Raw genomic sequence first — 13,338 nt, 5'->3', positions numbered from 1 at the left:
GACGACGCCAGTCATAAACCAGAAAGCTTAATTGATCGTAAACGAGCGATTTTCTTCAGGCTTTGTTTGCCATGTCGGCCATTGGCCCAGTTTGGGACTTGCAGCATTCCTTGCACCATTCAACGCGAGACGCCTGCCCGAATTAGGCCATTGGCCACTTATTGTTCATCGCAGGTAAACCCCGGCGGGAACCGCTTCATATAGGTCTGGTCGCAGCTTCGGTCGCACTGGCGCTTTTGCTGCCGGGCGAGGACCGGACACGATTTGTTGGATGGCAATTCGGCGCACGCGGCGAGATTTTTTTGGAACGGCTTCTTGCAGCGCTGCGCCTTGCATTCGCCCGAGGTCATGTCGATCCCGACACAGCTCGCCGGGGTCCGCGCATCGGCCGGCGCACTCAGTCCGGCAAGCACAATACCCAAGACGACCGCGCCCATGACGACCGCGCCAACGAGACGCCTTCCGCGCATTCCCATTCCGGCCCTCGGCTACGACTTGAAAAAACTGTTCGCCGCATCCTTGGACGCGCGCTTCTTGGCCATCGCCGCCTGCAGCCGTTCGATCTCGGAATTCATCAGCGCGATGCGCTCGGTCAATTCCTCGACCGACAGCAGCGACAGGTCTTGCCCGATCTCGTGGGTGATTTTCTTCCTCGGCTTGTCGTCATCCTCGATGGCCATGCGTTTCCTCCGTGCTTGGCGATCCCTTGAGGCGGTTGCCAGCCGCATGACGGCTGGCTAATCAAGGGCCGCCTTCAAAATTCCCGTATTTCGCAAGGACAAATCATGGAAAAGCTGCCCGCGCAAATGACCGTCGTCGGCATCAGCAAGCCCGGCGGCCCCGAAGTGCTGTTGCCGGAAACCCGCAGCGTTCCCGTTCCCGGCCCCGGCGAAATCCTGGTCAAGGTCGCCGCCGCCGGCGTCAACCGTCCCGATGTTGCGCAGCGATCCGGCGCCTACCCGCCGCCGCCCGGCGCCAGCGACCTGCCAGGCCTCGAAATTGCGGGCGAAGTGGTCGCGCTCGGCGCCGGTGCGAGCAAGCACAAGCTCGGCGACAAGGTGATGTCGCTGGTGGCCGGTGGCGGCTACGCACAATATTGCATCGCGCAGGACGCGCAGGCGATGAGTGTGCCGCCTGTTCTTTCGATGCAGGAAGCCGGTGCGATTCCCGAGACGCTGATGACGGTCTGGCACAATGTGTTCGAGCGCGGCGCGCTGAAGCCCGGCGAAACGCTGCTGATCCATGGCGGCTCGTCCGGCATCGGCACCATGGCGATCCAGCTCGCCAAGGCCTTTGGTTCCAAGGTGATCGTCACCGTCGGCGGCCAGGACAAGGTCGATGCGTGCCTGAAGCTCGGCGCCGACCGCGCCATCAACTACAAGACCGAGGACTTCGTCGCCGAGGTCAAGGCCGCGACCGATGGCGCGGGCGCCAACGTCATCCTCGACATGGTTGCCGGCGACTACGTCGATCGCAACTATGATGCCGCCGCGGTCGATGGCCGTATCGTGCAGATCGCAACGCTCAATGGGCCCAAGGTTACCGTCAACATCGCCAAGGTCATGGTGAAGCGGCTGACCCACACCGGTTCCACCCTGCGTCCCCGTACTAATGCGGATAAGGCGGCGATGGTCGCGGCGATCGAGGCCAAAGTGATGCCCTTGATGCGCGAAGGGCGGGTAAAGCCGCTGATGGACAGCGCATTCCCGCTGGAAAAGGCGGCTGATGCGCACCGGCGGATGGAGACCAGCGCACATATTGGCAAAATTGTGTTGGAGGTTTAACGCTCCGGACCGAAGCGAAGGCGGAAACCCTTTGATTTCCTTCGCTTTCATGTCATTTATCGCGGCAACGTTTGGGCTGTTCGCTGGCCCGGGAACATCGTTGATCGCGGAGTACTGAAATTGCGTCTGATCAGGTGCCTTGCGCGGCTCGCGCTGGGCCTCATGATTGTTGCGTATGCGCTTCCGGCGCACGCCGTCGACGCCGTCAGCGTCCGCAGTGACGCGCCTGCCATCGACCTCACCGCAGTGCTCGACCATCAGCGCAGCGATGCCGACCGTATCCAGGTTTCGACCGCGCCCGGCACCGACGGCATCGTCCGCCGCATCGAGGTGCGCGCCCGTGAAGGCGGCCAGAACTGGGTGGTGTTCGCGCTCGCCAACAACACCGACGACCAGCTCGACCGCCTGATCGTTGCCCCGCACTACCGCATCGTGTCGTCGGGCCTGTTGTGGCCCGATCTCGGATTGTCGCGCATCGCCACCATCACGCCCTCGACCGGCGACCGGCCCGAGCGCCAGGAAAGCGCCACCGCCGACATCTTCCGCATCACGCTCGATCCCGGCGCCGTCGTCACCTTCGTCGCGGAACTGCGCACCGATAAGCTGCCGCAGCTCTATCTGTGGGAACCGGACGCCTACAAGGACAAGGTCAACTCGTTCACGCTCTACCAGGGCATCGTGATCGGCATCTCCGGCCTTCTGGCCCTCGTGCTCACCATTCTGTTCGTGGTCAAGGGCAGCATCATGTTCCCGGCCGCCGCCGCGCTGGCCTGGGCGGTGCTGGTCTATATCGGCGTCGATTTCGGCTTCTGGGGCAAGGTTCTGGACATGCAGAACAACGCCGAGCGCGTCTGGCGCGCGGCGGGTGAAGCCATTCTGGCGGCGACGCTGCTGGTGTTCCTGTTCGCCTATCTCAATCTCAGCCGCTGGCATGTGCGCTATTCCCACATCACCGTCGGCTGGCTGACCTTCCTCGGATCCTTGGTGGCGCTGGCGCTGTTCGATCCCGCGGTGGCTTCCGGCATCGCGCGGATGTCGCTGGTCATGATCGCCTTCGCCGGTTTTGCCCTCATCGTCTATCTCTCCACGCACGGCTTCGACCGCGCGGTGCTGTTGATCCCGACCTGGTTCCTGCTGGTGGTCTGGGTGGTCGCGGCCGGCATGGCGGTGGCCGGAAACGTCACCAACGACATCGTCGGCCCGGCGCTGCTCGGCGGCCTCGTGCTGATCGTGATGCTGATCGGATTTACGGTCATGCAGCACGCCTTCGCCGGCGGCGGCGCCACCACCGGCGTGGTCTCCGACGTCGAGCGCCGCGCGCTGGCGCTGACCGGTTCCGGCGACCTGATCTGGGACTGGGACGTCTCCGCCGACAAGGTGTTCACCAGCCCGGAGACCGAAAGCCTGCTCGGCCTCAAACGCGGCACGCTGGAAGGCCCGGCCGCCAAATGGCTCGAGGTGCTGCATCCGCTCGACCAGGACCGTTTCCGCGCCGCCCTCGACAGCGTGCTCGACCAGCGCCGCGGCCGGCTGGTGCAGGATTTCCGCCTTCGTACCCCGGACGGCCACTTCATGTGGTTCGCGCTCAAGGCACGCCCGGTGGTCGGCTCCGACGGCGAAGTTTCCCGAGTTGTCGGCACCCTGACCGACGTCACCGAGCAGAAGAACGCCGAGGAGCGCATGCTGCATGACAGCGTGCACGACAACCTCACCGGCCTGCCGAACCGCAAATTGTTCATCGACCGCCTCGGCGCGGTGGCGAATTTCGCCAAGACCATGCCGAACCTGCGGCCGACGCTGATGGTGATCGACCTCGACCGCTTCAAGCAGGTCAATGATTCCGTCGGCATTGCGGTCGGCGACTCCATCCTGCTGACGCTGGCGCGGCGGCTGACCCGGATCCTTAAACCCCAGGACACGCTGGCGCGGCTCGCCGGCGACCAGTTCGGCCTGATCCTGATGTCGGAACAGGATTCGGCGCGCATCACCGCCTTTGCCGAGACCATCCGCAAGACCATCCGCGCCCCGATCGCCTTCAACGACCGCGAGATCTTCCTGACCGCTTCGATCGGCCTCGCATTGAGCGATCCGCAGACGCAGCTGTCCGACGAGATCATCAAGGATGCCGAGCTTGCGATGTATCATTCCAAGCGCATCGGCGGCGACCGCATCGACGTCTACAAGCCGGCAATGCGCGCCCGCAAGACCGACCGGCTGACGCTGGAAAGCGAATTGCGCCGCGCCATCGAGCGGCAGGAAATCACGATCCTCTACCAGCCGATCGTGCGGCTGGAGGATCGCTCGATCGCCGGCTTCGAGGCCCTCGCCCGCTGGGATCACCCCAAACTCGGGCGGATGTCCCCGTCGGAATTCATTTCGATTGCCGAAGAGATCGGCCTTATCGTCGACCTCGGCATGTTCGTGATGGACCAGACCGCCAAGCAGCTCGCGGTGTGGCAGCGCGCGATGCGCTCGCGCGAGCCGATCTTCGCGAGCGTCAACGTCTCCTCGCGGCAATTGCTGCGCCACGACCTGATCCACGATATCAGAACCGTGCTGTCGCGCTCCTCGGTGGCGCGCGGCACGCTGAAGCTCGAATTGACCGAGTCGCTGGTCATGGAGAACCCGGAACACGCGGCGCAGATGCTGACGCGGATCCGCGAACTCGGCACCGGCCTCTCGCTGGACGATTTCGGCACCGGCCATTCCTCGCTGGCCTATCTGCAGCGCTTCCCGTTCGACACCATCAAGATCGACCAGTCGTTCGTGCGCACCACCAGCCGCGGCACCCGCCCGGTGATCCTGAAATCGATCATCGCGCTCGCCCACGACCTCGGCATGGACGTGGTCGCCGAGGGCGCCGAGACCGATTCGGACGCAGTCGAGCTCTATCAATTGGGCTGCGAATACGCGCAAGGTTTTGCCTTTGGCGAACCGATGGACGCGGATGCAGCGATGCGGCTGCTGACCGAAGAGCGGCTCGAAGCGGCGAGCTAGTTTTCGCACAACTCTGTCCGTCGTCCCGGCGAACTCAGATGCGCAATTGCGCATAGGGGGACCCATACGCTGCGGCAGTTATTGTTTGCAGAAGGTCTCTAACGCCAGCGCTCCAACCGATGGGCCGCGGCGTATGGGTCCCGGCTCAAGGCCGGGACGACGGCGGTGTTTGTTGCTGCACCATGGCCCAAACGCAGCTTCGCGATCTCGCGACGCATTGCGCCCGAGCTTTGCTGGAAACTTCCCGCCCTCTCAAATGAGAGGGCGCAGGGAAGACCGGGTGCGCGCTGCACCCGCGGTCCCGTGTGCGGTTTGCACTAAAAAAGCTGCACACGAGCATACAGGGCAGCGGAGAACACCCGGCCTTCCCTGCGCAATGGCTTTACGGCTTATGCCGTGATCTCCCCGGAGACGAGTTCTTGGTTGACTCCGTCGCTGCCGTTCAGCTCTCGCCTACCCGACAGCTTGACACCTGCAACGGGTGCCAGGACCACACGGTTTTGCCGTACGCCCATCCACGCCATCGTCTCAGCGTAAACAAGCGTCCACCGCAACCCGTCCAACGTCCGTGACGACGGCCGACGCCCTCTGAGTGGGACGGGATGGCTATTATATAACCTGCTTTTCAATTCCGTAAAACAGAAATATTTTTTATTTCGGGGCTTGACACGGTTTCCGTAAATCAGAATTGATTTGCCCGTCGGGTTGATTTGTCGCACCCCCGTTCAGATTGCATGACGCCGGGTCGGCGGCCGACGTGAGGCATCTTCTGCTAGCCAGCGTGCGCGGCGCTCCATGTCGAAAAAGCGACGCCATCCACTCTTGGTCGCGCTTGCGTCGTTAGACTTCATCGGTAACGATCCACGAAACTGTCCTGAAGTCATTTTGTCGCCAGCTCGAAATCTACCCAACACGATTTCCCGGTAACCTGTGCATCAGCCGTTCTTCCAAAGTTCGACGGCATGACTGTTTCACAGGTGCACCATGCGCGACGAATTTGCCTCATACGCGTTTCTTGCTGTGACCGCTGCAGGTATCGTCCTGCTGTGCTCAGGCCTTATGGCTTTGATGCTCACTTAGCGAACTGCAGTTGGCAGCTTCTTGGCTGCCTTCTCGAGCTTGTTCCGCGGTGCGCAAAGCAAACGATGTCCGATCAACGGAGTAAAGCAGACCTCACGGTCACAAACACTGCTGTCCGCAAATGACCCCAACCGGACATTATCTCCATCGACCGGGCGTTTATTTGACCCATCGAGCGATCTGCACATTCACTGACAAACCAGTACGGGAGTTTTCGCGAGCGTCAGCACCTTGTTTGTCACACTGCCGATTAGAAGCATGGAAAGTCCACTGCGCCCATGCGATGACATAACAATGAGATCGCAGCCCTTGCCCTCGGCTGCTGCGTTGATGGCTTGATGGGGGTACCCGTTCTCCACTTGAACCGTCTCGCAGGAAACACCAGCCTCCTTGGCCGCCTTTGCCGCGCGATCCAATACGCTCGTGGCCTGTTCCTTGCGCAGCTCAGCATATCTTTCGATTGCTTCAAGGTACCGCGCTGTCATTTCTGAAAAAGGTTCAACAACGAAGATTACAGACACCCTGGCTCCAAGGGATTTCGCCAGCGCCAACCCATGCGTCACCCCATGCTCCGCTAGCTCCGACCCATCTGTCGGAATGAGAATATGCCGATACATGCTTCACCTCCTGCTGGTCTGGACGTATCGCTGCCTTCCGAATGTAAGCTGGGCCCGCGTTTCGGATACAGTCTTGAGTTAAATCAATCCATCGGCCCATCGTGTCGCGACCCGGATGTCCGCTGTCCCTCAGCGGCGACTTTTCGAGCTGGGAAAGACCCGTCTCGCTTTCCCAGTTGTCAAGAAGCGCGTGCCCCACAAGCCGCGGGTCTCCAGCCGTTGGCACAAACTGCACATGCCATCGATCGACGGTTGGGCTAGGTCGTGTTGGGGCCGATGCCCATCGTGTTAACCGCAATCGCGGTCCTCATCTGATGGACTACCACATTACTAAGCCAGCGTGAGAAGCGCCTCTTGCGGCGTCTAGCCCGAGGCTACTCTGATCACGCCATTGCCCATCAGATCGCGGGAGAGACGACCAGGTCGGCGAACAGCGGAAGCGCCTGTTGAAGAAACTGCAAATCAGTTCGCCGTCCGAGATCGCAGAAGCCGCCGCGCGGTGGGCATTCTGGTCATCCTACAAATCGACGACGGCCGCTGACGAGTTAGCTCCGCCCAAGCGTAAGTGGGACGGCGGCGACAAACCGCCATCCTGAACTTCGGCCGCTTAATACTGGTACTGCTGCGGACAGATATACTGACCGTAATTGTCGTAATAGCAGCCGTAGTTGTTGCCGTAGTAGCCATAGGCACCATACGCAGCGGCTGCGCCCACTGCGGCAGCACCGTAGCCCCAACCCGGTCGATAGTAGCCACCATAACCGGGGCGGCCTGCTATCGGACGGCCGGGGCGACCGGCTATCGGGCGACCTGCTATCGGATGTGAGGGTCGAACACCTCCCGCATGGCGATAGCCTCCGCCATGAATCCCTCCAGCGCCGCCATGAAAACCGCCTCCACCGCCACGGAAGCCGCCGCCTCCGCCGCGGCGCGCATACGCATCATCGGGGATGAGAGTTGCAGTGAGCAGAACAAATGCCGCTAGACCGGCGAGAATGTATCTGAGCATCGTGCTCCTCCCGACCTTGGAGTTCGTGAGGGAGGAGACTGCTGCGCCTCCTACGGGCGACGTTGACCTAGATCAACGTCTACCCGAGAACCCGGACGCTCACTGAAATCGCGACCTGAACAACTCGCCCTGGCGCGCCGTGCCTTGGAGCCTTGGTCTCGATCCCACAATCAAGGAAAAAGGCCGAAGTCGGTAGGAAGTCCACGGCCGCTCCGGCACATCCCCGTACCACAGCGAGCATGCCAATGTGGGTACTGATGTACGTCTTCTCCTACTCAGTCAGCCCGGCCGCCACCAACGACAGGGCGGAATGGAGGCTCCTTCCGACCGTAGTGTTTCAGGAGTTCTCGAACGAAGAACGCTGCAGGGCGGCAAAGTCCGCGCTGGACGCAAGTTTAAGGGACGCCGGAGTCAAGTTGCGAGGTGGCCTAGAAGACTTGAAGACCATAGGCAAAGCTGACCCGGCGCAGATTATCATTGCCTACAATGTGGAATGCCTTCCGAAATGAATGCGCAGCCACCGCCGGTCTTGTCACCCCCGATGATACCGTCGCAACGCCGGATGATCTGGCAAAACCAGTCTTCGACGACCGCGGTTGTAATGTCCGGTTGTGGCACTTTTCGGACCTAGCGCAGCGAATCGGCGATGTCCGCTGATCGGGGGAAAGCGGAAGCTCGCGGCGCGCTGCCAGGGTGACGCGATTGACCCAAAGCCGCCGTTAACGAAAGAGAGGAGCGTGTCCGCTCGGCCTAATTTTTATGTTGCCGAACAAGAGTTCGGCGTTAACCACCGCTAACGGTTCCAGTCTGGGCGAAATCGCTTGGAAGTTTCTTAAATTTTGTTGGGTACCTCTTCCGGGCATAGTGACCTGGGGAAAGATATGAGTAAGCGGGCCAAACGTGGAAAGGCGGAGACATTCGCACTACCAATGGTCGGGAGAGTTGCAATTGGCGCCGTGGCGGTCGCCGCATTGGGGTACAGTTTGCTGTCTCGCCCGACGAGCGTGCAACCGATACGAAAGCCGTCCGCGCACCAAGCCATGGCGTCGTCAACTCCGGTTTACGTGTCAGCTCCAGTTCATGCACCAGCGTCAGCTCCGGCTCCGATTTCGGCTCCGCCGCCTCAATTCGAAACACCAAAAGCCGCTGACGTTCCCGGAGCATTTGTTCGGCAGGTGGTTGACTACGCCAGCCACCAGACGCCGGGCACCGTGATCATCGATACCAAAAACACATTCCTTTATTTCGTTCTGAACGACGCGCAAGCGATGCGCTACGGAATCGGTGTTGGCCGCGAAGGTTTCACGTGGTCCGGTGAACAGGCGGTGGCCCGTAAGACAGAATGGCCGGATTGGCGTCCGCCTGCAGACATGCTTGTGCGTCAGCCTTATCTGCCGCGATTCATGGCAGGCGGTCCCGGCAACCCGCTCGGCGCGCGGGCGATGTATCTAGGCGAGACTGAATATAGAATTCACGGTACCAACAAGCCCGATACGATCGGGAAGCGGGTTTCGTCCGGCTGTATCCGGCTGACCAATGAGGACGTCGTGGACCTCTATGAGCGGGTGAAAGTGGGAACGAAAGTGATCGTGCTTCCGGCAACCGCTGCCCGTCGACCATCCCAGGGAGCGCCGCCCGACGCCGCTTTCCGATCGCCGGACCCGGTATTGCCGTCGAACCGGCCCCCGGCAACCAACGCGCAGATGCTGTCATCTGGACCGAAGATCGCCGAGGTCCAGTAACTCAGTCCTCCGCCCTCGGTCTGCAACATTCGGGTCGCCGCTTTTGAGTCAGCTTCTGGGGCACTTTTCGCACCTCGCGCAATTTCCCGGTCGAGTTCGTCATGGGCACCAGAGCGGACATCAGCCAACGCCTCCGGATACGGTGATGCGCCTGTTGACGGACGAGCGGCTGGCAACGGGCGAGCTGAGCGGCATTACCGCTGTCATGCCCGCGAAGGCGGGCATCCAGTACGCCGCGGCCTTTCGATTCTATCACTGACGCCTCTGGAATACTGGATCGTCCGCCCCCGTGCGCAATTGCGCACTCGGGCGGACGATGACACCGAATATGCGTTCGCGATCTCGCGCCGCGAAGCGACCGAGGTTTGCTCCCTATTCCCTCGCGCGCAAGATGCTGATCCGGGTTTCGTCGACGAAGTTCTTGATGTCCTGATCGGGCCTGCGGAACAGATTGCGTTCGACGGTGAGCGAACGGCCGCTGACCGTCTTGGTGCAGCGCTCCTTCAGGTAGACGCCGCCCACCGGCTGGTCTCCGGCATCGGGCTGACCTTCGCTGCAATTCCACCCCTCCGGGCCGTAGCGCGACTTGGCCTGGATCCCGAGCAGGAACGCCTTCTTCCGGATATAGAGACGCGCCTTCGGGTCGGTCTCGATCTGCAGGCCGGCGACATGGCCGGTGTCGTCGATCAGCAGGGTCAGGATCGCCGGATGGCCCGCCACCATCGTGCCGTCGCGGCTGGTGAACGGATCGTAGCCAAACCGAATCGCCCGCATGGCCTTCGCGTCGGCAGGACAGTCGTGCCAGTTCTTCCAGCCGGCCAGCGTTCGCTTCGGATCATCCGCGCACGCAAATTCGACATAGCCGGTTTCATTCAGATCGCTCGCGGCCATTCCGAGCCTGATGTCACGCAGGTCGTTGCCGCCGAATTCTTCCGTCCGTGCCGGAGAGTGCGCCAATGCGACCGCCTGCCAGACAAGCAGGCCCGCAGCAACAACACCCGATAGCGTCAATCTGCTCATCATTGGCTCTTCCCCGTGTTGGCGGTGGCATGATCCGGCTTCGGCGCCTCGGCCTTGTAGACGTCGCAGACCCGCGACGAGCTTGAGAAGAAGGCGACGCATTCGGCGTAGGTGGGCTCGCCCGCTCCCTTGATGTGGGCGATCACGTAATCGGCGACGGCTTCGATATCCTTTGGCCGCAGAAACGTTCCGCCCTCGGGCGGCATCTGTGCCCCCGCGTCCTGGCGGTTCATGTCAAAGCATTTCACCTCATCGTAGGCGCCGCGCACGAAGAACGGCATCCCCGTGCCCGGCCGTCCGCAGCCGACGGTTTCGATGATCTGTTCGCGCGTCAGCTCGGTCTTGCGCAGCGACAACGCATCGCCGCCGTAACCGCCGCCGCCATTGCCGTGCCATTTGTGGCAGCCCATGCAGTTGGCGCGGCCGAACACCGCCTTGCCGGCGCTGGTCGGATCTGAAACCTGCGCCGACTGACCATAGGCAGAAAAATTCAGCGCGACGACGCTCACGAGCAGCATGCCCGCCGCCGGGAGTTTGTTTGACATCATTATGGCGTCTCTTGTCGGGGAAGCGGGAGGGCCCGCCGCTGGCGGGCCCTCCTTCGGGAATGTCAGAGCGCGAAGACGTAGAGCATCGATCCCGGCTGTATCTTCTTCAGCTCGGGCGTCGAATCGATGAACCACTTGTCCCAGGCGCCGCCGAGGCCGACCAGGATGGCGAGATATTGTTTGCCGTCGACCGAGAAGGTCATCGGCGGTGCATTGACGCCGCCGCCGGTGTTGAACTCCCAGAGCTTCTGCAACGACTTGGCATCAAGCGCCATCACCTCGCCGGATGGCTGGCCGGTGAAGACGAGATCTGATGTCGCCAGCATGCCGCCGAGATTCGGGAACGGCGTTTCCAGTTTGCCGGCGATCTTGCCGGTGGTGACGTCGATCGCCGTGACGCTGCCGGTGATCCTGAAGGGCTGGCTCGGGCCACCGCCGGTCCAGAACTCCCGCGGCTTCAGCTTGTCCGGCGTCATCACCTCAACCTTGATGCGGTTGCAGCTCTCGATCACCGGGATGTACCAGAGCTTGAGGTCCGGATTGTAGGCCGTCGGCGGCCAGTTCTTGCCGCCCATGTTGCCGGGGCAGATGTCGGTTTCCATATTGGTGCGGCTTGGCGTCACCGACGCGACATAGGTCTGCACGGCCTTGTTCGGATCGTACTCGATCGGCTTGCCGCTCTCCGGGTCGAGCCCCTTGGTCCATGTGACCTTCTTGACGAACGGCAGGCCCCAAACGAATTTTCCATTCGTGCGATCGATCGCATAGGCGAAACCGTTGCGGTCCGCTTCGAGCGCGAGCTTGCGCGTACCGCTCGGCCCGGGGATGTCCACCAGCACGTTTTCCGCCACGCTGTCATAGTCGTAAGGGTCGTTTGGCGTGTGCTGATAGTGCCACTTGATCTTGCCGGTATTGGCGTCAAGCGCCAGCGAACTGTCGGTGTAGAGGTTGTCGCCCGGCCGGTACGCGTTATCCCAGTCCGGCCCGGGATTGCCGACGCCCCAGATGATGGTGTCGGTCGCGGGATCATAGGTGCCGGTCACCCAGGTCGAGCCGCCGCCGGCGGCCATCGCGTTGTTGTTGTCCTTCCAGGTCTCGCTGCCGGGCTCGCCCTTGCCGGGGATCGTATAGGTGCGCCAGACTTCCTTCTGGGTCGAAAGATCGGTGGCGGCGATCCAGCCGCGGATACCGTATTCCGCGCCGGCCACGCCTGTGATCGCCATGTTCTTGACGATCAGCGGTGCGCCGGTGATGACCTCGCCCTTGTCCGGATCGGCCACGGAGCGCTGCCAGGCGACCTGGCCGGAGTCCTTCTTGGTTGCGATCAGCCGGCCGTCCAGCGTGTGGGAAATCACGAGATCGCCCCACAATGCGACGCCGCGATTATCGACGCCGCAACAGGCGACGGCACCCGCCCAGTCACGGTCGGTCTTGGGATCCATCTTCCAGACCAGCGCGCCGCGCCCGCCATGCGCATCGATCTTGTAGACCGAGCCCCATCCATCGGTGACGTAGAGAAAGCCGTTCTCGGCAATGGGCGTGCCTTCCAAGCCGCCATGGCTCCAGATGCCGCCGGGCTCGATGCCGCCAAGGTGCATCGTCCAGGCGACCTTCAGGTTCTTCACGGTATCGCGGTTGATCTCCTTCAGCGTGGAGAACCGGTGACCCGCATAATTCTGATGATGATGAAGCCAGTTGCCGGCTTCCTTGTCGACGTTGAGCAGCCGTTCCTGATTAACCTCGTCCGCGGCGGAGGCAGGCAGTACGCCCGCAGCGCTTGCGGCTGCCAATGCAACGGCAAGCAAACAGGCTCGCGTTGACATTTTCGTGTGACCTGAAGATCGCTCCATGATTAATGCCTTCCTTGTTGGCGGGTTGTTGTTGGCAGTTCATGTTGGCATTGTTGTTGGCAGTTCTTGTTGGCAGTTCTTGTCGGATTAAACGTCCGGCTTGTCCGGGCGTCCCGCCGACGGGCCCTGTTCAGAGCTTCACCAGTCTGCTGTCGCGATCAGGGCGTTCGCGAAATGTGCACCTCCGTTTCTTTGGTGCCGGCCTTCTGGAATACGATGGCGCATGTGAAGGCCTCGCCGGCGACGAGCTTCTGCCGCGTCTGCAGCAGCATGACGTGATAGCCGTCCGGCTTGAGTTCGATCGTCTTGCCTTGCGGAATCGGGATCGACTTGATCTCGCGCTTCGCGGGCGCGCCCTCGCCGCGATCGACGGTGTGCTTCTCGGAGAAATTCGCAAACGGACAACGGACGCGCAGCAGGGCGTCGGCTTCGGCCGCATCGTTTTTGATCGTCATCAGCAGCGGGAGATTGATGCCAATCTCGTCGGACGCGGACACCCAAGCGTTGGTCACCTGCAGCGCATCACCGGCAGCGGCGAAGCCGGGCGTCAGCGCAAGTTTCAGCCCAAGCCCGGCGGCAAGTCCAAGCGCCAGCAGCGGCCAGCGGGGACTTGCAGGCAAAGGATGCCTAAAGGAACAGGCTGTCCGATTCATCGGCGCCATCCTCCCACGATCTTTTCTTGTTTCTTGGC

11 protein-coding genes are annotated in these 13,338 nt (G+C 61.8%); 3 read left to right on the top strand and 8 right to left on the bottom strand.

Annotated elements, in window-relative coordinates:
* Positions 1–158: 158 nt before the first annotated feature.
* Together JQ611_RS25830 and JQ611_RS25825 are read right to left on the bottom strand one after the other, a co-directional pair.
* Positions 159–437, bottom strand: a complete 279-nt coding sequence (locus tag JQ611_RS25830; RefSeq protein ID WP_212391534.1) for a hypothetical protein — start codon at positions 435–437, stop codon at positions 159–161.
* 51 nt (positions 438–488) lie between these two features.
* Positions 489–680 carry a DUF1192 domain-containing protein gene (locus JQ611_RS25825; RefSeq protein WP_192736889.1) on the bottom strand — a complete coding sequence of 64 codons (192 nt, stop codon included), beginning with the start codon at positions 678–680 and terminating at the stop codon, positions 489–491.
* A gap of 105 nt (positions 681–785) precedes the next feature.
* Between JQ611_RS25825 and JQ611_RS25820 the strand changes: the two genes are divergently transcribed.
* Both JQ611_RS25820 and JQ611_RS25815 read left to right on the top strand, forming a co-directional pair.
* Positions 786–1,784 (top strand): NAD(P)H-quinone oxidoreductase, encoded by a 999-nt coding sequence (locus tag JQ611_RS25820; protein ID WP_212466973.1) that lies wholly within the window; start codon positions 786–788, stop codon positions 1,782–1,784.
* Positions 1,785–1,904: 120 nt separating this feature from the next.
* Complete coding sequence (locus JQ611_RS25815; protein WP_212466972.1) at positions 1,905–4,781, top strand: EAL domain-containing protein; 2,877 nt, start codon at positions 1,905–1,907, stop codon at positions 4,779–4,781.
* A 1,268-nt stretch (positions 4,782–6,049) separates the two neighbouring features.
* Here the strand turns inward: JQ611_RS25815 and JQ611_RS25810 are convergent.
* Positions 6,050–6,478, bottom strand: a complete 429-nt coding sequence (locus tag JQ611_RS25810; RefSeq protein WP_212466971.1) for a universal stress protein — start codon at positions 6,476–6,478, stop codon at positions 6,050–6,052.
* A 607-nt stretch (positions 6,479–7,085) separates the two neighbouring features.
* Positions 7,086–7,487 carry a hypothetical protein gene (locus JQ611_RS25805; RefSeq protein WP_212466970.1) on the bottom strand — a complete coding sequence of 134 codons (402 nt, stop codon included), beginning with the start codon at positions 7,485–7,487 and terminating at the stop codon, positions 7,086–7,088.
* Between the two features lie 881 nt (positions 7,488–8,368).
* Here JQ611_RS25805 and JQ611_RS25800 point away from each other — a divergent pair.
* Positions 8,369–9,229 (top strand): L,D-transpeptidase, encoded by an 861-nt coding sequence (locus JQ611_RS25800; protein WP_212265527.1) that lies wholly within the window; start codon positions 8,369–8,371, stop codon positions 9,227–9,229.
* Positions 9,230–9,601: 372 nt separating this feature from the next.
* Here the strand turns inward: JQ611_RS25800 and JQ611_RS25795 are convergent, their stop codons facing one another.
* The 4 genes from JQ611_RS25795 to JQ611_RS25780 form a co-directional block, all read right to left on the bottom strand.
* Positions 9,602–10,252, bottom strand: coding sequence for a hypothetical protein (locus tag JQ611_RS25795; RefSeq protein WP_249133450.1), 651 nt, complete (start codon positions 10,250–10,252; stop codon positions 9,602–9,604).
* Positions 10,249–10,767 (bottom strand): c-type cytochrome, encoded by a 519-nt coding sequence (locus tag JQ611_RS25790; RefSeq protein WP_212265664.1) that lies wholly within the window; start codon positions 10,765–10,767, stop codon positions 10,249–10,251. The genes JQ611_RS25795 and JQ611_RS25790 overlap by 4 nt, the downstream gene beginning before the upstream one ends.
* Positions 10,768–10,859: 92 nt before the next feature.
* On the bottom strand, positions 10,860–12,620 hold the full coding sequence (locus JQ611_RS25785) for a PQQ-dependent dehydrogenase, methanol/ethanol family (RefSeq protein WP_212265526.1): 1,761 nt from the start codon (positions 12,618–12,620) through the stop codon (positions 10,860–10,862).
* 185 nt (positions 12,621–12,805) lie between these two features.
* Complete coding sequence (locus tag JQ611_RS25780; protein ID WP_212265525.1) at positions 12,806–13,300, bottom strand: copper chaperone PCu(A)C; 495 nt, start codon at positions 13,298–13,300, stop codon at positions 12,806–12,808.
* Positions 13,301–13,338: the final 38 nt, after the last annotated feature.

The organism is Bradyrhizobium sp. AUGA SZCCT0182, from assembly GCF_018130185.1.
GTDB lineage: Bacteria > Pseudomonadota > Alphaproteobacteria > Rhizobiales > Xanthobacteraceae > Bradyrhizobium.
This window is presented reverse-complemented; position numbering and strand designations above follow the sequence as displayed.

What these genes read in the sequence shown, in the direction of transcription:
- JQ611_RS25830 (WP_212391534.1), bottom strand. Translation starts at nt 437, where the DNA reads ATGGGCGCGGTCGTCTTGGGTATTGTGCTTGCCGGACTGAGTGCGCCG.
- JQ611_RS25825 (WP_192736889.1), bottom strand. Translation starts at nt 680, where the DNA reads ATGGCCATCGAGGATGACGACAAGCCGAGGAAGAAAATCACCCACGAG.
- JQ611_RS25820 (WP_212466973.1), top strand. Translation starts at nt 786, where the DNA reads ATGGAAAAGCTGCCCGCGCAAATGACCGTCGTCGGCATCAGCAAGCCC.
- JQ611_RS25810 (WP_212466971.1), bottom strand. Translation starts at nt 6,478, where the DNA reads ATGTATCGGCATATTCTCATTCCGACAGATGGGTCGGAGCTAGCGGAG.
- JQ611_RS25805 (WP_212466970.1), bottom strand. Translation starts at nt 7,487, where the DNA reads ATGCTCAGATACATTCTCGCCGGTCTAGCGGCATTTGTTCTGCTCACT.
- JQ611_RS25800 (WP_212265527.1), top strand. Translation starts at nt 8,369, where the DNA reads ATGAGTAAGCGGGCCAAACGTGGAAAGGCGGAGACATTCGCACTACCA.
- JQ611_RS25795 (WP_249133450.1), bottom strand. Translation starts at nt 10,252, where the DNA reads ATGATGAGCAGATTGACGCTATCGGGTGTTGTTGCTGCGGGCCTGCTT.
- JQ611_RS25790 (WP_212265664.1), bottom strand. Translation starts at nt 10,767, where the DNA reads ATGCTGCTCGTGAGCGTCGTCGCGCTGAATTTTTCTGCCTATGGTCAG.
- JQ611_RS25785 (WP_212265526.1), bottom strand. Translation starts at nt 12,620, where the DNA reads ATGTCAACGCGAGCCTGTTTGCTTGCCGTTGCATTGGCAGCCGCAAGC.
- JQ611_RS25780 (WP_212265525.1), bottom strand. Translation starts at nt 13,300, where the DNA reads ATGAATCGGACAGCCTGTTCCTTTAGGCATCCTTTGCCTGCAAGTCCC.